This is a genomic window from Blastococcus sp. SYSU DS0973 (assembly GCF_054051055.1).
Genome location: NZ_JBJHAN010000002.1, coordinates 461858 through 483313 on the forward strand (window position 1 = coordinate 461858; position 21456 = coordinate 483313).

A 21456-nucleotide genomic window follows, 5' to 3' on the forward strand; every position below is an offset into this window, starting at 1 on the left:
GCTGTCCATGGCGCTCGAAGACTGTCCCGGCGGAGCCGAAACGTGCCTCCTGAATGCCGGCACCAGTCGAACCCTGGAGGCAGCAGGCGCTTGGCGGCAACGCCGCCTCGGCCGTCTCGCGCCAACTGAATACGAGACACTCAACGTCGCCGCTGCCGCGGCCTGGCCACCCACCCCCGTTGACCGCGTCGGCGGGGAAGGTCTGTCCGATCCAAACCAATAATCGCCAGCCGTGGCTCGTGTCGGGTCGCCCAGCGCGGTTGATCCAAGGCGATCTTTGCTGCAGGGCGGAGAAGACGCCACCGCTGCGTTGTCGCCGCAGCCGCCGACGCGGCTCATCGACCCGACCAGGCCGTTGGAGTTCCCCCTTCGCTGGTGTCCCGCCCCGGGTTCGTGTGAAGACCTCCGGTATTGATGGCGCTGGTGTTCTCGGGTTGCATGAGCGGCCCGGCTGATCCGGTGGGTGGCGTCGAGTTTGGTTCTAACCAGAGAGGGGTCTTGCGGGGGCGGTCGTTGAGCTGCTCGGAACTGACGCGGCGGCTACCGTCGCCGCGTCAGTTCCGAGCCTCCACTGAACCCGAGGCGGGACAGTTCATGGCCGGCGTCCCCCCTACCTCCGGGCCGCCGTGCTGTTCTCGCTGGCCGGGCAGCGCCCCCCGGACGCATTTCGACAGAACGCCGACCTCGGCACCACCTCCGTGCAGGGCCGTTCCCAGTCGCGGCCTGCTCGTGTTGGCCCTGCACCCAGGTCACAGCGAGCCCGAGGAGGAACCAGATCACGATCCCATACTGGGAGATCAACGCGACGGTGAGGAAAAGCGGCAGCTGACCCGCGAGCGCAAGTTCCGGCGGCGTAGCCCGCCGCCCAAGGGAACGCCAGACAACGATCACGACGGCGGCCACCATGAACGCCATCACGACCGCCCCGTAGAGCAAGCCCGACGCCAAGAAGGCGTTGTCGACGGATGCGAACCCGCGGTAAAAGAAGCCGATTTCCGTGATTCGCACATAGTCGGCGAGCCCGAACAGCGTGAGATCGCCTGCCACCTGGGAGAACACAGACAAGCGATAGTCGGTGCTGCGTTCCAGATCGAGGCCTGCGCTCGCCTGAATGCTCTGCACCAACGGGAGGGCGGTCAGCACCCCCACGGCAAATAGCAGGATGAAGGCAGTGCGCTGGCCACGGGTGATCTGCTTTTTCAGCGCGTAGACCGCCAGGACGATCGTGAACGCGGCGCCGAGGAACGGCCCTCGGCTAGCCGCGGCGAGCAGCCCGCCAAAGATCACCATCAGCGCGAGAAACCGCCACTTTCGGCCACGCTGCATGACCATGACGAACGGTATGGCGGCAGCGAGCGCAGCGCCGAAAGCGATCGCGTGACCGAACGTCGACTCGCTGCGCTCCATACCGCCCCGCGACTGGATGGCCGCCAGGCCGTTCACGGACGAACTCTGGCCGACGAGGTCCATGAAGGGGTGCCACTGCCAGAGGTACTCGACTATGCCCAGTGCGGCCACAGCGACCATCAACCAGGCGAACCAGTCAGCGGTCCACTGCACGCCGGCGGCCGCCGCGATCGTGCGAGCCACGAGGTACGCGAAGCCCCACTGGAAGATCATCGCGGCGAGCGATCCCTGGCTGCCGCCGCCGGCCACCACGACGAGGCCTGCCAGAAGCAGGAAGATGCCGACTGCCCAGTCCGCCGCATGGATCTGTCGCCGGCGGGCGCCGACGATCCCCAGCGCCAGGCAGACGGCGATTATGGTGGACGGTGGCAGGTAGAACACTGGTGCAGTGCCCAACCAAAACGGGACTAGGCACGTCACAGCCAGCCACAGTGCAATGGCAATCCGGGGCCTCGTCGAGATGGCAATGACCGCCGCCAGCGTCGCGCCGCCGAGGGCCAGCGTCGGTTTGGTAGATACTAGGACAGCGGCAAGGCTGGCCAGAAGCATCATCGCGGCGAACAGTGTCCGCACTCGGGCGTCTCCGCCGCCGCCCATGAAACGACCCGACGCCCGCACCATGCCGAGGACCGTACCGTTCGCTCTCTTCTCCGGAGGGTTGCCGCCGCCGCTCAGGCACTCGCCCAGAGGGGCCGCTTCCTGCGAGGCGAGCCGGACGCCGACACCTACAGCCAGGCGCTGGGCGTCGCCGGGGACGTGCGCACGTCGACCGTGACCTACCCTGGGGCCGCCGTCGCCGTCGCCGGCACCCCGGGCGCAGCGGCAGCGGCGGGCGCCACCGCGTTCTTCAGCTCCGCGTAGCAGAGCTGCGACAGCAGCGCGCAGGCCACGTACTGCCGGCCGGCGCGCGGTACGCCAGCGGCGTTGTCCGGTAGGCCACCCAGGTCATGCATCAGCCCGGCCGAGGAGGTGACCGCCACCGCCAGCAGCATCTACGACACGTTGAGCGGAATGCCGGGAGTGTCGTCGAGCCAGAACGACTAGGCGAGCAGCGGCCAGATCGCCAGGGGTCAGCCACGGCGAGACCTCACCCCAGCCGAGGGGCGCGAGCGCGCCCAACCGCTGCCGACGCGACAGCTGCGGCGCCTGGAGGCAGCCGACGAGGGGCCGATCGAGACCTGCAGCCAACCCTGCGCCCAGCGGGCCCGCTGCCGGCACCAGGCAGCGACCGTGACCGGCGCCTGCTCGGTGGGGATCATGTCCGGGTCGTAGACCAGCCGCGCATTCTCCAACACTGCCCCGCACGGCGAGCTGCCGGAACGCCCGGCGGACCGTCGGCCCGCACGCACAGCGATCAAACGAGGGGCGAGGGCGGCGGACGTTCGCCCGATCGGGTGGCACTGGCGCGAGTGAGGTTTCCGGGCGGCACCCGCCGTGCTCACCCGCACCGGTGCGCTGTGGATCACCCGACCGCGCGAGCGGACCTCGACAGCGACTGGCCGTGATCGTAGGTGCCGGCGTGGAGCACCGCTGGCACCATGGCATGGTGCGCAGAGCCGGGCCGGTGCTGGCCGTGACCGGCGTACTCGTCCTCGTCACGGCTCTGGCCGGCTGCGGCACCGACCGTGCCGAGCACAACTCCCTGCTGTGGTCCGAGGAGTTCAACGGTCCCGAGGGCGCCCCGCCGGACCCGGAGGTCTGGACCCCTGAACTCGGCGGAGGCGGCTGGGGCAACGACGAGCTCCAAACCTACACCGACGACCCGGCGAACGTGGCGCTCGACGGCGAGGGCCACCTCGCCATCACCGCCCGGGCCACCGGGCCCGTCGAGGACCCGGGGTGGACGTCGGCGCGGATCACCACCTTCGGGCAACGAACCTGGCACCGCGGTCGGATGGAGGTCCGCGCCCGGGTGCCCTCCGGAACCGGGATCTGGCCCGCGGCCTGGACCCTGGGGCAGGACATCCAGGAGGTCGGCTGGCCGGCCTGCGGCGAGATCGATCTCATCGAGTCGATCGGCGACGCCAGTGAGGCCCTGCAGACGGTGCACGGCCCCCCTTCCCGACGGCACCAACTGGCTGCAGACGATCGCCACCCCCGTCGACGAACCCCTCTCCGAGGACATCCACGTCTACGGCGCCGACTGGTCGGCCGACCGGATCACCTTCTCCATCGACGGCCGCGTCACCGGCACGGTCACCCGGGACGACGTCCCCGAGGGCGGGGCCTGGCCGTTCGACAGCCCGCAGTACGTACTGCTCAACGTCGCGGTGGGGGGCCGGCTACCCGGCCCCCCGGACGCATCCACGCCCCGCACCGCGACCATGCTCGTGGACTGGGTGCGGGTCTACGCGCCGGACTGAGCCCGCTCGCCCACTGCGGACGGGGCCGCCACGCCGCGCTCCGGCCCCTGCGGCACCGGCACGGCCACGTGGTTCAGCGGCACCTGCCCGGCAGCAGCGTCCGGCCCGCCGGCCAGCACAACCCGGTTGCCCTGGAAGCGGACCCGGCGACGTCCCGCCGTCCCGAGCGCCGACCGACGCCCCGCCATCGCGACGGCGACCCGGCTGGGCAGTTCCGCGAAGGGCACGGCGGCCAGCGCGACCACGATGGCCGTGCCCCACGCCATCATCGGCCAGCCCATGTGACCCAGGATGATTCCGCACACGATGGCGGTCGCCATGAGGACGGCGAGCACCAGGTGCTGCCGGAACACGGCCAGGGGGGTGAGGCGCTCCCCGCCGACGCCCTTGGGCGTGACCCTGAAGACGAGCCGCCGTCCCACCGGGACGTAGGCCAGGGCCAGCGCGTACACGGGCTGGACCACCGTGCCGACCAGCCGTCCCGGCCAGAGCTAGCCGCTCTCCTGCTCCGGCCGCGCGTTGAAGCGCTGCAACCAGAAGGTGTGCGCCTGCCGCCAGACCAGGTAGGGCGCGTAGCAGACCACCAGCGGGAGCAGCGGGATCGCGGCGGGCGCGATCCCGGTCGCGAAGTAGAAGGCGATGAGCGCCGCGCCGAGGACGAACGCCACCCCGCTGAAGTAGTTCTGCCGCAGCCACAGGTACAGCGCCCCTCGGCCCGCACCCAGCTTCCCGAGCTGGCGCGGGGTGACCTGGAACAGCAGCGCGAAGCACCCGTAGGCCCAGCGTGCCTGCTGGTTGAAGTACGCCAGCCAGGTGGACGGACCCTCACCGACGGCCAGCGTCCGCGGGACGTAGTGGCTGCGCCATCCGGCGGCGTGCAGCTTGATGCCGGTGGCGAGGTCCTCGGTGATGTGGCCCTCGTACCAGCCGACCGACCACAGGGCCGCCACCCGGGCGACGTGGTTCGCGCCGAGCATCATGGCCATGCCGCGGGCGCTCATGCCCCGCAGAAGCGGGCCGTAGAAGGTGAACTGCTGCTGTGCCGCGCCGCGGGCGACGAGGGTGTCGGTGTTGCCGTACACCTGCGGAGTGATCACCCAGCCGGTCCGCTCGTCCCGGAAGTAGCCGAGGGTCGCGGTCAGGAAGTCCGGACGGGCGACGAAGTCGGTGTCGATCTGTGCGACGACGTCGTACTCGTGGCCGTGGGCCTCGTACCAGGCGTTGTGGTTGCCGCCCTTGGTCCGCGCAGCGAACCGGCCCTGCGGCTGGTTCCACCGGGCGACGCCCTTCCGGCTGAAGTGGCGCACGCCGAGCTGTCGGCACAGTTCCCGCGCGTCCGGGTCGTCGCCCTCGTCGAGCGCCCAGGTGTCGTGCGGGTACTCCGCCGCGAGCATCGCCTCGAGCGTCGTGGCCAGCATGGACAGCGGCTCGCTCGAGGGCACGAACGTTGGTGATGAACGCGACGCACAGGCCGGGCTCGGGAGGCGGCGGGGGCGTGTACCGGGGCAGGCGGCGGCTGAGCACGTTACCGAGCCCGTCCATGACGATCCGGTGCCACACGACGAGCGTGAGCAGGACGAACAGTGTGACGACCACTCACCGCAGCGCGTGCGGCGAAGCCTCCTCGATCCGGGCGGGATCAAACCAGAACCGCGCGAAGAGCGCGAGACCGAGGATGCCCACGGTCATCGACGCCCACCAGAGGGCGCGTTCCCGCCGGGTCATCGGATGACCGACGTCATTGCTGGCACGGCGGAGCGGGCCCTCGACCGTCCCGGTTTGCGGCGGGGCCTCCTCCGAGACGGTCACCGACACCTCGTCCTGCGCCGGGAGCTCCCCATCGGTCGCCGTCAACCGCAGCACGTAGCTCCCCGCCGCCGAGAACGTCGCCGTCGTCGCGGCCGCGCCGGCGTCGGCGTCGGCGTCGGCGTCGGCGTCGGCGAACGTCAACCGTCCCCGGCCCGCTCACCACCGACCACGGCGCACTCACCGACGACCCCTCCGGCAGCCCGTCATCGACACCGACCCGGCCAAGGACACCGCATCCGGCAACGTCACCGCACCATCCGGACCGGCATTCACCACTGGACCCCGTTCTCCGCGGGGGGCGGTCAAGGGCGGGAAGGTCACGGCCATCCCGTAGAAGCGCCCGTCGTTCTCGTCCGGACGGTTCCAGTTGTCCACGCCCCGGTCGACGCTGTACATGTTCAAGGCGCTGGAGCCGTCGCTCACCGGTGCCATGGCGATGCCGGCGGCCGCGCGCGGCTGCGCGGCGGTGATCTTTACGATGTTGAGCAGCGTTCCCTGCCGGTCGATCTCGTAGACCTGCTTGCTCTGGCTGTCCAGCACGAGGAGGGTGTCCCGGCCCGCGCGGTAGGCGATGCCCTCGGGGTCCATCGCGCCGTGCCGCTCAACGTCGAAGTGCGTCGCCGTGTCGTCGCCCGCCGGGGCCACCCCGTTGAAGACGCCGTCGGTTCCTGGCCCGTACAGCTAGACCTCCTTGTTGGTGCCGTCGATGACCAGCAGATTGCCGTCCCTGGTGAACTTCAGGTCCACGGCGCCGTCCTCGGGACGGTTGTTGCCGATCCCGCGCGTGGAGAAGGAGGTGACCGTTTCGTCGGACGTCCCGTGCCGGCCGTCAGGCCCGGGCCGGATTTGGAAGATCCGGTCCTTGTCGTCGCCGGACACGAACAGGTCGTCCGTGGCGGGTCGGTACCCGACGCCGGCCGGCTCGTGGACCAGCCGACAGTACCGACGTGGCCGCCCGCACGGTGTCATCGCAGCCACCCGCCCAGAGGCTGGGCCGATCGATGCGGGCGGACGTACGGCCGGCGTCGAGCAGCCCGCGTTCGGAGTTGCCGCCCGGCTTGAGCCGACGGCACACCCACCGGCACCGAGCCGGCATGGCTCGAGAGCGGCGCTGCGGCGTCGAGACGTGCGCCGTCAACGACGCGGTTGCCGCTCAACAGTCGATGGTCGACGGGCTGGTCGTTCGCCCGCCTCCGGGGGCCGATTCCTCGGCCGGGTGGTCCACCGCCGGCGCGTCATGCCGCCTTGGGAGACAGGCGCAGACGCGCCCAGAAGCCCGTCGTCTTCGTCGACACCTCGTCCACCGACCGGTCACCGGTATCGACACCGCCCGCGGCGACGAGCTCGGCTTCGACCGCGTCGTCGATCACCTCCACCGGCGCGTCGCCGGAGTCGGCCTCTTCAGTCGCGGGGCACCCGGTGGGCGGCTCGGGGAGCAGGCGATGGAGATCGGACGGCCCGTAGGCGGACGGCGGCGCCGCATGGCGGCCGTAACCGGCAGCCCCTGCACTGCGGAAGAGGACGGTGACACCCATCGGCGCGGGGGCCGGCTCCGGGGCGGCACCCTGACCGATCAGCCGGGGCAGCAGCTCTGCGTGCCCGTGTGAGTTCTCCACACGGGAGTCATCGGCAGTCGAGGGACCGCTCGTGACCGTGCGCGCCGGCCGGCACCGCCGGAACCGGTCCACCGACGCACCCCCTCCGGGTGATCCGGGGGCCTGCACCGATGGACTCCGCCCGTTCCGCAGCCGATGGTCCTCCCATGGACGAGCGAGAGCAGGAGGCGGCCACGCGGCCACGCGCCGGCCATGCGCTGTTCCTGACGATCGGGCTGGTCGCGCTCTTCGCCACCGGGATCGGACCGCGCCCGGCCGGCGCGGCGTGGGACCGGACGTACGACGTCGTCCTCTACAACCTCCCCTACCTCGCCGCCGCGGCGGCGTGCGTGCTGGCGGCCCGGCGGGTCCGGACGGAGCGGGTCGCCTGGGCCGCGCTCGCCGTCGCGCTGGTGCTGGGCGCGGCGGGCAACGCGCTGCGCGTGCTCTCCGCCGGCCTGGCGGGGAACGAACCGTCCTCCACGCTCTCGCACGTGGTCTCGTTCGCGGCCTACCTGGTGATGTACGTGCCGGTCGTCGTGCTCATCCGCGCGCGGGTGCCGCGCTTCCACCCCAGCATGTGGCTCGACGGCCTCGTGGCCGCCCTCGGCAGCCTCTCCGCCGGGGTCGCCTTCCTGCTCGGCCCCTACCTCCTCACCGGCCCGGGCGAGACGCCGGTCGCCGCGATCGACCTCGTGGCACCGACCACGACGATCCTGCTCATCGCCGTCGTCATGGCCGTCGGCGGCATCCTCGGCGTGCGCCTGGACCGCACCTTCGTGCTGCTCGGCGCAGGGCTGGGGTTCATCTGCGTCTCGGACCTGGTCCTGTTCGCCCTCAAGGTGCAGGGCAGTTATGTCGACGGCGGCCCGCTCGAGCTGGGCTGGCTCGCCACCGTCGTCCTGGCGGCCGCCGCCGCGGAGGGGGCGACCGAACCACCGCGCCGCCTGAGCAGCACCGGCTCACGCATCGGCTGGCGGCTGCTCGCGGTGCCGCTGGCCTGCCTCGTGGCCAGCCTCGTCGTGCTCAGCCCGTGGGCGCAGCCCGTGCCGGACATCGCGGGCTGGTTCGCCATCGGCTGCGTGCTGGCCGGCGTCGTCCGCATCGCCGTGACCTTCCGCGAGGTCCGCGGGTACAACCAGATCAAGCTCGAGTCGCGGACCGACGAGCTCACCGGGCTCGCCAACCGCCGCGCCCTGCTCGAGCACGCCCAGCGCGTCGTCACCTCGGCCGGCCAGGAGCGGCCCGCCGCGCTCCTGCTGCTTGACCTCGACGGCTTCAAGGAGATCAACGACAGCCTCGGCCACTCCGCCGGTGACGACCTGCTGCGCCAGATCGGCCCGCGGCTGCGCGGCTCGCTGCGTGCCGACGACGTCCTGGCCCGGCTCGGCGGCGACGAGTTCGCCGTCCTGATGCCCGCCGCGGAGACCGCCGAGGCGCGCGCGCTCGCCGAGCGGCTGCGCGGCCTGCTGCTCACCCCGTTCACGGTGGCCGACGTCCGGCTGCACGTCGGCGTCAGCATCGGCGTCGCGACCACCCCGGCGCCGGCGACGACCGTCCAGGAGCTGCTGCACTGCGCCGACGTGGCCATGTACCGCGCCAAGCGCGGCCGCGAGGGAGTACACGTCTACGTGCCCGACCCGGTCACGGGCACCGCCGGCAGCGACCGGCTGCGCACCATGGAGGAGCTGCGGACCGCGCTCGCCGGGGACGAGCTCTGCGTCTTCCTCCAGCCGCAGATGGACCTGCGCGACGGCCGGGTCGTGGGCGCCGAGGCGCTGGTGCGGTGGAACCACCCCACCCGAGGGCTGCTCTCGCCCGCCCTCCTGCTGCCGGCGGCCGAGCAGGCGGGCCTCCTGCGCCCGCTAACCGACCGGGTGCTCGAACTGGCGCTCACGGCGGCCGCCCGCTGGTGGCCCGACCGCGAGGTGCCGGTGTCGGTGAACCTGTCGGCGGCGAACGTCACCGACCTCGACCTGGCCGGAAAGGTCGCCGCCGCGCTGCACCGGCACGGCCTGCCCGCGCGGGCGCTCACCCTGGAGCTCGTCGAGGACACCCTCATGGCCGACCCCGAGCGCGGCCGCACGGTGCTCGGCACCCTGCGCCGGTCGGGTGTCCGGACGTCGATCGACGACTACGGCACGGGCTACAGCTCGCTGGCCTACCTGCGACACCTGCCGGCCGACGAGCTGAAGCTCGATCGCAGCCTGACCGCCGACGTCGACCGCGATCCCCGGGCGGCGGCGATCGTGCAGAGCACCGTCGCGCTCGCCCACGCCCTCGGCTTGAGCCTGGTGGCCGAGGGGGTCGAGACCCTCGCCACCGGCGCCACGCTCGCCCGCCTCGGCTGCGACGTCGCCCAGGGATACGCCATCGCCCGTCCCATGCCGGTCGACGACTTCCTGCGGTGGCTGGCCGCGTCGGACTCCGGGCTCGTCGACGCCGAGCTGATCCCCGAGTTGAGCCAGGGCCCGGCGCGCGACTGACCTGCCGGAAGCTCCGGGCCCCGTGCGGCTGGGACGACACGCCGGAGAAGATCAGCACACTCCGCGCCCGGCTGGACACTATGTGCGTGTGACGCCATCCTCCCCCGCCCCAGACCTTCCGCGGATCCGTTCCGTCCCCTGGCGAAACCTCGCACCCGAGATCGTCCGCCAGCGGCTGGTGATCGAGGGCATCCCGGCCTCGCCGGTGGACGACGCCCAGATCCGCACGTACCTCTCGGCGCTGTCCCGCGAGGTGGACATGGTGCAGCTCCTCGAGCCGGTGACGCACCGCTCCGACCTGTACGGCTGGGCCGGCTGGATCCACTGGGAGACGTCGGGCGCGCACTTCTACGCCTGGGAGCAGCCACGGCTGTTCTTCTCGGTGGACGTCTACACCTGCAAGACGTTCGACCCGGACGTCGCGGTGGCGTTCACCGCCGACTTCTTCGCCGCCCGCACCGTCGTCGCGAAGTCCTTCTGACATGACCCTGCGACTGCTCGTGGCGCACTCCCCCGAGGAGCGGGAGGCCGCACGACAGGTCGAGGCCCGGGTGTTCCTGCAGGCGTTCGGCAACACGCCGGAGCTCCTGGAGCAGGAGTACGGCCCGTTCGAGGCGCGGTCGCGGTTCATCGCGGTGATCGACGACGAGGCCGGCACCGCCGTGGGCACCGCCCGGCTCATCACCGCCGCCGCCAGCCCGGTGAAGACCCTGATCGACGTCGCCGGCGACCCGTGGCACCTCCCCGTGGCGGACAGCCTCGGCGAGGCCGGCCTCACTCCGCCGACGGTGTGGGACGTGGCGAGCCTGGCCGTGGATCCCCGCTACCGCGCCGGCGCGGCGGGCGCCGAGGTCAGCGTCGCGCTGTGCCACGGCATCTGGCGGTACGCGCGCAACTGCGGCGTTCCGGGCATGGTCACCATCCTGGACGACCGGGTGCACCGGTTGGTCCGCGCGATGGGCCTGCCCTGGCACGCGATGCCAGGGGCGACCTCCCAGCCCTACCTGGGCTCCCCCGCCAGCACACCGTGCGTCTTCGTCGTGGCGACGGCGGAGGAGGAGGTGTACGCAGCCCGTCCGGACCTCGCGCCGGCGCTGGACCACGGCGTGTTCCGCTCGATCTCCGTCGATCCGGCCGACCTGGCGGCGACCCGCGGCGCCCTCGTGGGAGCGGCCGAGCCGGAGGTCCTGGAGGTGCCCCTCCGGGACACCACCGGCTGGCGACCCCCGACGTCCCGCCGCACGGAACTGTCCCTCCCGCCGGGCGCCTACTAGTTGTAGCGACCACGGACGTTGTTGACAGTCGGCGTGGTGGCTTGATCACGAAGGAGACCTCCGGCAGGCGTGGTGGTGCTTGACGTCACCAATCCCAACCGGAGGTCTCTGTGGCCCACGCTAACGCCCGCACGACCCTGTATGCCCGCAAGCTGATCGTCGCCGGTGTCCTGGCCGGTCACCGCCCCGGTGAGGTCGCCAGGCAGCTCGGCATGAACCGGCAGACGGTCTACAAGTGGGTGCGTCGCTGGCGCACCGAGGGCGAGGCCGGGCTGCTCGACCGATCCTCCCGGCCGCATCGGTCGCCCCGGAAGACCTCGCCAGAGACGACAGCGGCGATCGTGGCCGCCCGCGTCGAGCACCACGCTGGGCCGCTGCGGCTGGCGGCGATTTTGGGACTGGCGGCTTCCACGATCGGCGTGGTGATCGCCCGCGCGGGACTGCCCCGGCTGGCCGAGGTGGATCGCCTCACCGGCGAGCTGCTGCGCGGCCGGCGACACAGCGACCGCCGGTATGAGCGCGAGCAGCCCGGGGATCTGCTGCACGTCGACGTCATGAAGCTCGGCCGGATCCCCGACGGCGGCGGCTGGCGAGTGCACGGCCGGCAGGCAGGCAGGCAGGCAGGCAGGCAGGCAGGCAGGCAACGGTCGACCACCGACACAAGCCGGTGCCCATCGGCTTCGACTGCGTGCACGTGGCCATCGACGACCACTCCCGGCTGGCCTACGTCGAGGTTCTGCCCGACGAGCGGGTGGACGCCTGCGCCGGGTTCCTGCGCCGCGCAGCAACCTGGTTCGCCGCCCATGACGTCACCGTCGAGCGGGTCCTGACCGACAACGCGATGAGCTACCGCCGCGGCCACGCCTGGGCCGCCGCCTGCGCCGAGCTGGGCCTCGGCCGCCGGTTCATCCAGCCCGGCCGACCGTGGACCAACGGCAAGGCCGAGCGGTTCAACCGCACCCTGCGCACCGAGTGGTGCCTACGCCACCGCCTGGACCAGCAACGACCAGCGCACCGCCGCCCTGGACAGCTGGCTGGAGCACTACAACACTGCCCGCAGCCACTCCGCCCTCAGAGGTCGCCCACCGATCAGCCGCCTCGCCGCGTGAACAACCTGTCTGGTCGCGACAACTAGTCCTTCTCGCGTCTCCGAGGGTTGATCGTCCGGGCGAGACCTCTGTCGGAGGCGAGCCGCTCACGTCGAGGGCCAGCGCCCCATGCGCTCCCGTGCCGCAGGTCCCGGTGTCCAGAGGCGGGAGGTGCGCCTGACCCCAGCCCACCCCGGGCCAGCCTGACGCCCCCCTCCCTCCCGGCACGAACGATGGGCTGCGCCGGAAGCTCCCACCCCGAGCCCGCCCTTCGCCGCCCGGGCGGCCGTGGCGTCTCGGGACCGCGCCGGCACGGGGTCACCGCTGTCGCCGCACCGAGCGAGTGGCCCATCGGCGATGCCTCGTCGGTGTCAATGACGGTCGGGAGTGCCCTCAAGCCGACGCAGGAGCAGAGTGACGGCGCACAGGCCGCGGCAGCGTGCTGAGGCTGCCGGCCACAAATGCGGAGGGCGGCGAGGCCGTCCCCGGCACGACGCCGACACCGAGGAGTCCTCATCGCACCACATCCACGAGCGGCGCCGGAGCGACTGCTCCTAGGACAGCCGCTAGCTCCCCCTGCAGCGCTGCTGGCGATCGTTGCCGCTACGGCCATGATCGAGTCCGGGCGGTGGCCCTTACCGGTGGTGGGCGCACTGGACGAGCCGGCCCACCTCTTGACTGCGTGGCTGGTCGTGGCAGCCCTGGGCCGTGGTAGATCAACTAGGGAGGTGGTGTGGGTCCTCGCCGGCTCGGTCGCGATCGACGTGGACCACCTGCCTTCCTACCTGGGTTGGGAGGGCATCGACGGCGACGGGAGTCGCCCGATCACGCATTCACTCGCAACCATCCTGGCGCTCATGGCGCTGAGTGCCGTGCGAAGGATCCGCACCCCGGTTCGATGCCTCGCGGTCGGCGTCTCCCTGCACCTCTTCCGGGACCTCGCCACCGGCCCGGGAGTGCCGCTGCTGTGGCCGATGAGTCCAGAGGCTGTCGGTTATCCCTGGGGAGCTCATCTCGCCGTCCTGAGCGGTCTGACCGCGCTGGCGACCCTCTTGGCCGTGCGATCCCGGCAGCGCAGCAGGCGAGGGTCCGACTGAAGCGGACCGCCTGGCCCCTGCGCCGGATGGGTGCACGATGCCCACTGCTCAAGATGTAGGGGACTATGGGATCCACTACTCGACGCGGAGGAGGTTGTCGCACCATGGAAGGCCGTCGAGATCCCCCGACCGGCGAGCAACGAGACGATTACGTCTCCGGCGACCGTCGGCGGTTCTCCCGACGCACCCTGCTCATCGGAGCCGCTGCGGCCGGGATAGGCAGTGCGGGACTGGGATATCTCTCGCTCGAGCGCAGCGCTCAGCGGGGCCCGTGGGACTATCGAGAACTCTCTCGGCCTGTCTTCGGAGTGCTGCGGGCCACTCCCGATCAGTACGCCGGTGTTCGAGCGGCGGGTGCCAGCGCGGTGACCATAACGATGGCGTGGACGGACGCCGAGCCCGATGGACCGGGTCTGGACGATGCCTACATCGCACACACGATCTCGCGCTGCCGAGCGGCGGAGGACGCCGGCCTCCGGGTCTCGCTGGGCACAGGGCTGCAGTTCGCTCCGAACTGGGTTCGGGAGCTGCCCGGAGGTACCTCTTTCGTCGACCAGCACGGGCAGACGTGGTCCGGAGGGGCAGGCAACGATCCTGCCGACGCGGTGTGGAACCTTCGCGTGAGGAATGCTCAAGAACGCTATCTCGGTCGACTCGCCGAACGCCTCGAGGGGGTCGACCTGGCCGGGCTCAGGGTGGGCGGGATGGGCCGAGATGAGTTGCGGTATCCGCAGTCGGGGCCTCCCGGTCCCTCCAACCGCTACTGGGCGTACGGACCGGCGGCGCAGGCGGACTCGCCTACCCCGGGGTTCCGACCGGGCAGTGGTAGCGAGGAGGATGCCGCAAGCTTCCTCGACTGGTATCTCGAGTCCCTGTGCGGCTACGGCTCCTGGCAGATCCAGACGTATCGCGAGCTGTTCGGCGAGCGGCCCCAGCTGCTGGTCCTCCAGCCGTCCTGGGGGATACGCCCCGGGGACATCGCCAACGCTGTGGCAGGGCGGCTTAACGGGACCTCGCGCCCCGAGGTCCGAGGAACGCTCGCGGCAGGGCTCGACTGGGCGCGGCAGGCTGACCGCTACGCCGCGCCGGGCGTGGCGCTGTGCACCACTTGGCTCGATGCGCGAGAAGAAACCACGGACCTCCCGACGAGCCCGGCGGCATACCTGACGCAACTAGGGCGTCAGCACGGCATGGCCGTGTGGGGCGAAAACTCCGGGGACGACGGGGCCGCGGAGATGAACTTGTGCATGAGACGCATACGAGATCTCAGGATGGCCGGCCTGTTCTGGTTGGACGCCAAGGACCGGGACGTCATCAGCGACACCGACCTCGACATGCTCTCGCGTGCCATCGAGACCGGTCACTGGGAACCGCCGATGCCCGGGGAGCGGCTGCGCTAGGAGCCTCAAGACTGTCGACGGACGCCGAGCGGGCCCCACGGACCGAAGCCGCGACGTCTACCGCAGCCGCCAGACGATCAAGTTTCCGGAGGTGCGCGTGTACCGCTGGTAAACGATGTCGGCATTCGTCCTGAGCCAGTCGACAGTCGCGGGAGTCGCCCGGCCATAGCCGCGCTCAACCTGGGCCGAGCTCGTGACGACGTACTCAGCGCCGAGCCTTTCCAGTTCCGCCGGATCCGGCTCGCTGAGCACGCCGTAGCCGCGCAGCAGGAACTGGCTCGTGTCCGCCAAGGCTGCGATCCTCGTGCTGGGCTCCACGTTCTCGCGAATCCACGCGGTCATCATCCGGAAGCCGTCGTCCCTCTCAAGGTTCGTCCTGGACCAGGACACCGCATTCACTGCCACGAGGGCGACCAGCACGATCCCCACCGCTGCCCTCGTCACGCGGGAGCGGTGCCCTCGCGTTGACGAGCCCCGGAGCAGGACCGGGCATGCAGCCGGGACCGTAGCCAACGACGGAAGGACGAGGTAGAAGAACATGTGCTCTTCGAGCGTGCCGAAGAGCATCTGGTAGGCCAGCAGCGCAGCCGCGCCGGCGAACCACAGCGACAGCAACTGCATCCTCGGGTCGCCTCGCCGCGCGAGCACCACAGCCGCGAGGACCCCTAGGCCGATCAGCACGTAGGACCCGCCCAATAGGGGGACGTTGGCGAGGAGCCGCCCGATGAAACTCGGGGCCTCGGGTCGGTTGAAGCCCGTCTCCTGGACGATGCCGACCATTCGCTGGATCCCCCGGAACTTCTGCTCGAAGTACTGCGGCCAGCGGCCGGAGAGCAGGACTGTGACGGGGTAGACGCAGTACGTCGCGACCGTGGTCAGCAGGGCGATCACGGAGACGTAGCGGGACAGCACCCTGGGCCAGACCGCCGAAACCAGTAGCGGTACGACGTACAGCGCCACCGACGTTTCCTTCGTGAGTGCGGCGCAGCCGAAGAAGAGACCGCTGATCACTCCCACGACCAAGGGTCGCCGCTCGGCATGCGGCGCGGGATTGACTGCATGCCTCCCGTGGCGCGGTGACCTGGCGAAGGTGAGGGCCAGGTATCCGAGCACGACCCACAAGGCCACCAGTGTCTCGATCATGACCCGTCCGTTGTAGCGGTTCATGAAAGGGTCGATGGCGTACAGGGCAAGTGCCAGGAGGCCCGCCGCCGGGCCCGCTGAGCGAACCAGGAGCGCGCAGAGCGCGACAGCGACCAGCAACGAGATGGCGATGTTGGAGAGCCGAAGGGTGTCCACGAGCACGAACACGTCGCTGTTCGTCTCGAACAGCTCGAGGACGCTCCCCTGCGTCAGGAAGTACAGCGGCGGATGCAGGAAGAAGGGCCTGCCGTACAGCAGGAGGTCGCCCTGAGCTTCGACACTCTCGGAGATCCTGGCGTAGGTGATTTCGTCGACGAAGAGCTCGTACGCGCTGCCGTAGGACGTCAAGCGCAGGAGTGCCGCCCACCCCACCAGGGCCACTGCGGCCATCCACCACCACGTATGCGGCAGCAAGAGACGACGCAACCATCCGTTCTGCGCCGCGTTCTCTTGTGTGTCATGGGATGCCCCGTCCTCCGTACCGACGAGCACTCACCCACCTGCTTCGAACGGCCGCACCGGGCGCCTGTGGTCGTCCGTGGTCACCACGATCCCAGCTTCGGCGGCGCGGTAGACCGCATCATGTTCGGAGGCAACCTCCTCCCAGTCGTGTCGCTCAGCCTCTTCCATGCCTCGCCGACCGGCCGCTACGCACCAGGCCATGTCCGCCAGCACCTCATCGATCGCGGCTGCGAACTCCTCCACCCGGTACGAGGCCACCTGTCGACCGGTCCCGGGACGCACGGTGTGCCGCAGGTTGGGGATGTCGAAGCAGAGGACCGGTGTCCCGGCCGCGAGGGACTCCAGAGCAGCAGTTCCGTAGGTTTCGTATCGAGATGGCATCAACATGCATTGCGCCGACGCCAGCAGGCGCCATTTCGCCGCCCCGGTCACCCGGCCTACGAAAGTCAACCGAGTCGACAGGCCCAATAGCTCGGCCTCCTGCTCGATCCTCGCTCGGTCTGGGCCGTCACCGGCGATGGTCACCCTGTATCCGGCTGCGGCCGTCATCGTCAGGGCCTGAAGCAGCAGGTCCAGCCCCTTCTGGCGGAGCTCCAGCCGCCCCAGGTAGACGAGGTGACCGGGCTCGGTGAGCCGGAGCCGGCTCTCTCCGGCCGGGAGGCTCGCGTCGATGAGCTCATGGTCGAGACCCGTGCCACAGATGACGACTGGGGTCTCCGGAGCAATAATCTCCAAGTCTCTGGCGACGTCCTCGGAGTTGGTCACCAGGTGTGAATGGCTGTTGCAGCCGAGCCGTTCCAGGGCCTGCAGAGGCCGCCGCGGGAGGTGGTACTCACGCGCTTTCTCCTCTGCGAAGAAGCCGTGAACGAGGCCTACGGTCGGCCTGCCGATCCAACGACCGGGACTGAGACTCGATACCGGCGGGGCGAACTCCTCCGCGACGACGTCCGGACCCCATATCTGGGTGTGACGGCGCGCGGCAGCCGGCAGGGCGAGGAGGTAGGCCACCAAACTGGGCCGGTAACCAAGGGGCAGGCCGACGTGGACGTACTCCACGCCATCTTCGATCCGGTCTTCGCATCCGGCGTAGCGCGCTACCAGAACCCGGACTGCGTAGCCCCGTTGCACGAGCCGCCTGTTGACGTGGTGGTTGCGCGCGGAGCCGCCTCCGGCGCCGGGACGACGGGGATCCTCGAGCCCCAGAAGCAGGAGCCTCAACGGGGGTCCACCCGGAGTCGTCGGATGGGAAGCGCTCCGAAGCCGGCGGTGAGCACGAGCGGTGCGAGGGCGAGCCCGGTCAGCAGCCAGAGGGGTGGCCATGGCTGGGTCAGCGCGAGCAGGGCTGCCGCTCCGAGGGGGACGCTCACCCAGCCCGTGCGCTGCAGGACTCGCCGGTGCCCAACCACGACCAACCACATGGCAACGGCGACCGCGCAGGCCCCGAGGGCTGCGGCCCAGGCCAGTCCTCGAACGTCACCCAGCAGACCGCCGGCCGTGACGAGGAGAAGCATGAGCCCCGAAGCGCCGATCCAGAGCCACAGCGTCGACTTCGACATCTGGGCCTTGTGCCGCGTCACCAGGAGGGTCAGAAGGCAGCAGGCGAGCCCGTTCGTCGCGGTGAGCGGCAGCAGATCGAGGACCGCCGTGTAGCCACCGGGCACCCAACCGCGCCCCAGGGCATCGGGAACTGTCGCGAGCGCCGCCCACAACGGGACGACGAGCACGCAGAGCCGTCGTAGCTCGACCACCAGGGGCTCGAGGTCCCCCGGCCGGCCGGCCAGGCGCGGGAACACCGTCAGAGCCAAGGGTGCGGCCAGGAACAGCGGGATGCGTCCGATCACGTTGGCCAACTGGTACGCACCGACGTCCGGATCGTCCGGAGCGACGAGAACCACCACCAGAGCGTCGACGGAGGCCATGAAGGTGACGGCCGTGCTCAGTACAGCCATGCCGACAGCGCCCTTCCACAGAGCGCCGGCCCGTCGAACGTTCCCGACCTTCGCGAGGTCGCCGCGCATGAGATAGAGACCTGCCACAGCCACCACCGCGGCGCCGATGGCGCTGCCGGCCAAGGCTCCGGTGGTGCTGTAACCGAGCGCGAGCAGGAACCCGCTCGCGACCTTGACGAGCACATGGGTCAACATCATCGCGGACAACTGTCCGTACCGGCCGCGCCCCTGCGCCCAGCCTTGAGCGGTCGCAGCGACGAAGGGCAGGGTGACGGCCACGCACACGATGGCCAGCTGGGCGGGCGTGGCGAACGGGGCGCACACGACGGCGGCAAGAACCGCGGCAAGGAGACCGGCCGCACCGTTGACGACGAGGCCGAACCCGACAGCGCGACGGCGCCGGACGAGGTCGTCACCCGCGGCGGCGACCTCCCGGGCGACCAGCCACGGGATCGCCGCGCCAGCCACGGTCGTCGCGATCAGGATCACAGCTTGGGCGGCGGAGAACCGGGCGTAGTCGTCGCTGGTGAGAACGTTGACCAGGGCGATGGCGAAGCCGTAGTTTGCGATCCCGGTGGCCACGTACGCCGCGGAGAGATAGGCGTGCGTCCGGGCGGGTCGACCGCCACGGGTGCTCGTGGCCGCTGCAACCGCACCGGTGGTCCTGGTCAAGCGACGTCCCTCCTCCGGCGGTGCTGCCAGTCGCCCTGCACGAGCGTTCGGCCAAAGGCTAACGACTGGCGCAATCGCGCCACCTCGTCCGAAGGAGCTCACACCCACCGTGGCCGTCGACCTGCCGATCGAGTGGCTCTCGCTCGACTGCGTAGCCCAGACGTCAGACGCTGGGTGTGAGCTCCTCGTACAGCTCGAGGTAGGTCCGGCACATCCGCGCCCAGCTGTAGTCCCGCTCGACGGTCTGACGTCCGAGATCCGCCCGGCGTTCCCAGAGGCCCGGGTCCTGGAGCAGCGCGCAGACTGCCTCGGCGGCGCGGTCCAGTTGGCCGACTGGAACCTGATCCGTGATCGAGCTCAGCGCCCGCATCTGGGGCAGCTGGGTGGTGACAGCGGGGCGCCCGGCGGCGAGCGCCTCCAGGACCACCAGCGGCAGGTCCGCCTTGCCTCCCTCCAAGACCGGTGGGACGAAGAGGACCACGTCCGCGCGCCTGACGAGCGCGGGCATGGAATGGACCCTGCCGTGGACCTCGACTGAGGTCAGGCCGGCTGCGCGAGCCATGGACGCCACGGCAGCCAGCTCCTCACCGGTCTGCTGTCCACGACGCGTGCGCATGGCCGCGAGGAGATGCACCGACCTTCCGCTCGCCTCCACTCGGGCGGCGACCTCGATGGCCTCCCGAATTCCGCCGTTCTGGCTCGTGTGTCCGGCGAAGAACAGAACTGGCCGGTCATTGGTCTGCCGGGGCTCACGCCTCCACCGCTCGAGGTCGACGCCCGGAGGGACGACCCGGACGTCCGGGTACCCAGCAGACGTCAGCCACGTCGCCGTCTTCTCGGAGAAGGCGACCGCCACATCGGCCGGACGACTGTCCACGAGGGCCCCCGACGACACGACGCCCGGGACGGTCAGCACGAGGGGTCGTCGCCGAGGCATGAGGGGGGATCGGGACCACGAAGCGAATTGCGGACCCACGGTCATCACGACATGCACTAGATCCGTGGTGCGTCCGAGGGCGGAACCCAGCAATGCGGTCTGCGCACGCACGAAGGGACCTGGACGGGACTGCCGGGACAGAATTGGGATCCGCCGACCGGGTGCGGGACGAGGCTGCAAGACGCGGCTGAAGTAAGTGAAGCGGACCTCGGGTATGCCGCTGGCGAGCGCGACGGCCACGGCCTTGTCCGCGCCGTCGCGACCGTCGATGGGATGACTGGTCAGAAGAAGAACCTGTCGCATGCTCCCGCTCCGCTCAAGGGCCATCCATATTCAGCGGCCGACCATCGGGACAGCATGCGGTACTCCACTTGAGCAGACGCAGGCGGCTGCTCTGGAAGCTGTGCGTAATCCTGCGGTGACCCCGTGCCATCTCGATGAGCCATGAACTCAACTTTCCTGACTCCTCGCCCATTGATGGGTGCAACCTATGTTGCTGGGGACCGGTCTCCCGTACGTTCCGATTTCGATGCCACCCGTCCGGTGGCTCGGAACGACAGCGGAGAGGCATCGGACCGGTGGCACACAGGTCGGTTCCCAGCGGTGCACGCCCGCTGGCATGCACCCACTCTTTCAAGGGTGCGCGGCATCGGAAGAGGTCGGTCCGCCCGCTGGGACTCCGGGCCTTCAGCACGGCGGTCCGACTGCTGGCGGCAGCCGCCCTCGTGGTGGCCGGCTTCTCCGTCGCAGTGCCATCGCGCCCGGCCGCAGCGCCATCGCGCCCGGCCGCAGCGCCAGAGGGCTTGGCCGCAGCGCCAGAGGGCTTGGCCGCAGCGCCAGAGGGCTTGGCCGCAGCGCCAGAGGGCTTGGCCGCAGCGCCAGAGGGCTTGGCCGCTGATCCTGTGCTGGTGGCCGCAGGGGACATCGGATGCGCTCCCGGTAGGGCCAGGACCTCGGACTCATGCCGGTACGGCGACACGGCGGACCTCATAGGCGCGCTGCAGCCGGATGCCGTGCTGCCCCTCGGCGACCAGATGCACGACGATGCGAGCCTGCCTGCCTACCAGACGGTCTACGACCCCTCATGGGGACGTCATAGGTCGATCAGCCACCCAATTCCCGGGAACCACGAGTACGCGACCGACGCTGCGTCCGGCTACTACGACTACTTCGGCACCGCGGCGGGCGAGCGCTCGAAGGGCTACTACTCATGGGACATCGGCGCGTGGCACATCATCGCGCTGAACTCCGAGTGCTCCTATGTCGGAGGGTGCGGTGCCGGATCACCGCAGGAGCAGTGGCTGCGCGCGGATCTTGCTGCACACCCCAACCGCTGCACGCTCGCCTACTGGCACCGACCGATGTTTAGCTCCGCGGGCGGTGACACGCGGCTCAAGGCCTTCTGGCAGGCTCTCGAGGAGTTCGGCGCGGACATCGTCCTGAGCGGCCACAACCACATCTACGAACGATTCGCACCTCAGTCGTCTGGTGGAGTGGTGAACCCGCAGGGCCCTCGACAGTTCGTCGTCGGTACAGGTGGTAGCACGCTCGTATCTGCGTCGACCCCTGCGCCCAACCGCGAGGTCGGGCAAAGTTCCACATTCGGTGTTCTGCGGCTTGCGCTGCACGAATCGAGCTACGACTACAACTTCGTTCCCGTTGCCGGGTCGAGTTGGACCGATGGCGGCTCGATCAACTGTCACTCGGCATCGCCTCCGTCGGTCCCGTCTGTCGACGGCGCCTGAAAGCTGACCCCCTGGCGACGGGCGGGTTC

At 70.3% G+C, this 21456-nt stretch carries 19 protein-coding genes and 2 pseudogenes; 9 read left to right on the top strand and 12 right to left on the bottom strand.

Translation table 11 applies throughout. The features are described from left to right. Positions 1–540: 540 nt before the first annotated feature. Both ACI791_RS06050 and ACI791_RS06055 read right to left on the bottom strand, forming a co-directional pair. Positions 541–2028 carry a hypothetical protein gene (locus tag ACI791_RS06050; RefSeq protein ID WP_456585213.1) on the bottom strand — a complete coding sequence of 496 codons (1488 nt, stop codon included), beginning with the start codon at positions 2026–2028 and terminating at the stop codon, positions 541–543. 155 nt (positions 2029–2183) lie between these two features. Beyond that, positions 2184–2399 (bottom strand): hypothetical protein, encoded by a 216-nt coding sequence (locus tag ACI791_RS06055; protein ID WP_456585214.1) that lies wholly within the window; start codon positions 2397–2399, stop codon positions 2184–2186. Between the two features lie 551 nt (positions 2400–2950). Here ACI791_RS06055 and ACI791_RS06060 point away from each other — a divergent pair. Together ACI791_RS06060 and ACI791_RS06065 are read left to right on the top strand one after the other, a co-directional pair. Then, positions 2951–3391, top strand: a pseudogene (locus tag ACI791_RS06060) (glycoside hydrolase family 16 protein); the annotation flags it as partial. A 43-nt stretch (positions 3392–3434) separates the two neighbouring features. Next, positions 3435–3770, top strand: a complete 336-nt coding sequence (locus tag ACI791_RS06065; protein WP_456585215.1) for a glycoside hydrolase family 16 protein — start codon at positions 3435–3437, stop codon at positions 3768–3770. Here the strand turns inward: ACI791_RS06065 and ACI791_RS06070 are convergent. From ACI791_RS06070 to ACI791_RS06095, 6 genes are all read right to left on the bottom strand, one after another. Continuing rightward, positions 3755–4234, bottom strand: coding sequence for a hypothetical protein (locus ACI791_RS06070; protein ID WP_456585216.1), 480 nt, complete (start codon positions 4232–4234; stop codon positions 3755–3757). The genes ACI791_RS06065 and ACI791_RS06070 overlap by 16 nt on opposite strands. A 27-nt stretch (positions 4235–4261) precedes the next feature. Next, positions 4262–5212 carry a glycosyltransferase family 2 protein gene (locus ACI791_RS06075; protein WP_456585217.1) on the bottom strand — a complete coding sequence of 317 codons (951 nt, stop codon included), beginning with the start codon at positions 5210–5212 and terminating at the stop codon, positions 4262–4264. A gap of 154 nt (positions 5213–5366) precedes the next feature. Beyond that, positions 5367–5720, bottom strand: coding sequence for a hypothetical protein (locus ACI791_RS06080; protein ID WP_456585218.1), 354 nt, complete (start codon positions 5718–5720; stop codon positions 5367–5369). Positions 5721–5756: 36 nt separating this feature from the next. Further along, positions 5757–6224, bottom strand: a complete 468-nt coding sequence (locus ACI791_RS06085) for a hypothetical protein (protein ID WP_456585219.1) — start codon at positions 6222–6224, stop codon at positions 5757–5759. Between the two features lie 36 nt (positions 6225–6260). Continuing rightward, positions 6261–6458, bottom strand: coding sequence for a hypothetical protein (locus tag ACI791_RS06090; protein ID WP_456585220.1), 198 nt, complete (start codon positions 6456–6458; stop codon positions 6261–6263). 356 nt (positions 6459–6814) lie between these two features. After that, a complete protein-coding gene (locus ACI791_RS06095) occupies positions 6815–7267 on the bottom strand; it encodes a hypothetical protein (protein ID WP_456585221.1) in 453 nt (150 codons plus the stop codon). 74 nt (positions 7268–7341) lie between these two features. Here ACI791_RS06095 and ACI791_RS06100 point away from each other — a divergent pair, with 74 nt between their 5' ends. From ACI791_RS06100 to ACI791_RS06125, 6 genes and pseudogenes are all read left to right on the top strand, one after another. Further along, positions 7342–9660, top strand: a complete 2319-nt coding sequence (locus tag ACI791_RS06100) for a putative bifunctional diguanylate cyclase/phosphodiesterase (RefSeq protein WP_456585222.1) — start codon at positions 7342–7344, stop codon at positions 9658–9660. An 88-nt stretch (positions 9661–9748) separates the two neighbouring features. Further along, positions 9749–10141: an S-adenosylmethionine decarboxylase gene (locus tag ACI791_RS06105; protein WP_456585223.1), complete on the top strand. Its 393-nt coding sequence runs from the start codon at positions 9749–9751 to the stop codon at positions 10139–10141. Between the two features lies 1 nt (position 10142). Then, on the top strand, positions 10143–10934 hold the full coding sequence (locus tag ACI791_RS06110) for a hypothetical protein (RefSeq protein WP_456585224.1): 792 nt from the start codon (positions 10143–10145) through the stop codon (positions 10932–10934). Between the two features lie 110 nt (positions 10935–11044). Then, positions 11045–12043: pseudogene (locus ACI791_RS06115) on the top strand (IS481 family transposase). A gap of 590 nt (positions 12044–12633) precedes the next feature. Then, positions 12634–13119: a metal-dependent hydrolase gene (locus tag ACI791_RS06120; protein ID WP_456585225.1), complete on the top strand. Its 486-nt coding sequence runs from the start codon at positions 12634–12636 to the stop codon at positions 13117–13119. Positions 13120–13496: 377 nt separating this feature from the next. Then, on the top strand, positions 13497–14519 hold the full coding sequence (locus ACI791_RS06125) for a hypothetical protein (protein ID WP_456585226.1): 1023 nt from the start codon (positions 13497–13499) through the stop codon (positions 14517–14519). Positions 14520–14576: 57 nt separating this feature from the next. On the opposite strand, the gene ACI791_RS06130 is transcribed toward ACI791_RS06125, so the two are convergent. The 4 genes from ACI791_RS06130 to ACI791_RS06145 form a co-directional block, all read right to left on the bottom strand. Then, on the bottom strand, positions 14577–16052 hold the full coding sequence (locus tag ACI791_RS06130; protein ID WP_456585227.1) for an ArnT family glycosyltransferase: 1476 nt from the start codon (positions 16050–16052) through the stop codon (positions 14577–14579). Between the two features lie 102 nt (positions 16053–16154). Next, positions 16155–17444: a glycosyltransferase family 4 protein gene (locus ACI791_RS06135; RefSeq protein WP_456585228.1), complete on the bottom strand. Its 1290-nt coding sequence runs from the start codon at positions 17442–17444 to the stop codon at positions 16155–16157. Next, a complete protein-coding gene (locus ACI791_RS06140) occupies positions 17339–18745 on the bottom strand; it encodes an oligosaccharide flippase family protein (RefSeq protein WP_456585229.1) in 1407 nt (468 codons plus the stop codon). The genes ACI791_RS06135 and ACI791_RS06140 overlap by 106 nt, the downstream gene beginning before the upstream one ends. 163 nt (positions 18746–18908) lie before the next feature. Beyond that, positions 18909–19661, bottom strand: coding sequence for a glycosyltransferase family 4 protein (locus ACI791_RS06145; RefSeq protein ID WP_456585230.1), 753 nt, complete (start codon positions 19659–19661; stop codon positions 18909–18911). A gap of 458 nt (positions 19662–20119) precedes the next feature. Between ACI791_RS06145 and ACI791_RS06150 the strand changes: the two genes are divergently transcribed. Continuing rightward, a complete protein-coding gene (locus tag ACI791_RS06150) occupies positions 20120–21427 on the top strand; it encodes a metallophosphoesterase (RefSeq protein WP_456585231.1) in 1308 nt (435 codons plus the stop codon). Positions 21428–21456 lie beyond the last annotated feature (29 nt).

Coding starts and splice junctions, on each gene's coding strand:
- ACI791_RS06050 (WP_456585213.1), bottom strand. CDS start 2,028: ATGGTGCGGGCGTCGGGTCGTTTCATGGGCGGCGGCGGAGACGCCCGA.
- ACI791_RS06055 (WP_456585214.1), bottom strand. CDS start 2,399: ATGCTGCTGGCGGTGGCGGTCACCTCCTCGGCCGGGCTGATGCATGAC.
- ACI791_RS06100 (WP_456585222.1), top strand. CDS start 7,342: ATGGACGAGCGAGAGCAGGAGGCGGCCACGCGGCCACGCGCCGGCCAT.
- ACI791_RS06110 (WP_456585224.1), top strand. CDS start 10,143: ATGACCCTGCGACTGCTCGTGGCGCACTCCCCCGAGGAGCGGGAGGCC.
- ACI791_RS06120 (WP_456585225.1), top strand. CDS start 12,634: ATGATCGAGTCCGGGCGGTGGCCCTTACCGGTGGTGGGCGCACTGGAC.
- ACI791_RS06125 (WP_456585226.1), top strand. CDS start 13,497: ATGGCGTGGACGGACGCCGAGCCCGATGGACCGGGTCTGGACGATGCC.
- ACI791_RS06130 (WP_456585227.1), bottom strand. CDS start 16,052: ATGGCCGCAGTGGCCCTGGTGGGGTGGGCGGCACTCCTGCGCTTGACG.
- ACI791_RS06135 (WP_456585228.1), bottom strand. CDS start 17,444: ATGGCCACCCCTCTGGCTGCTGACCGGGCTCGCCCTCGCACCGCTCGT.
- ACI791_RS06150 (WP_456585231.1), top strand. CDS start 20,120: ATGAGCCATGAACTCAACTTTCCTGACTCCTCGCCCATTGATGGGTGC.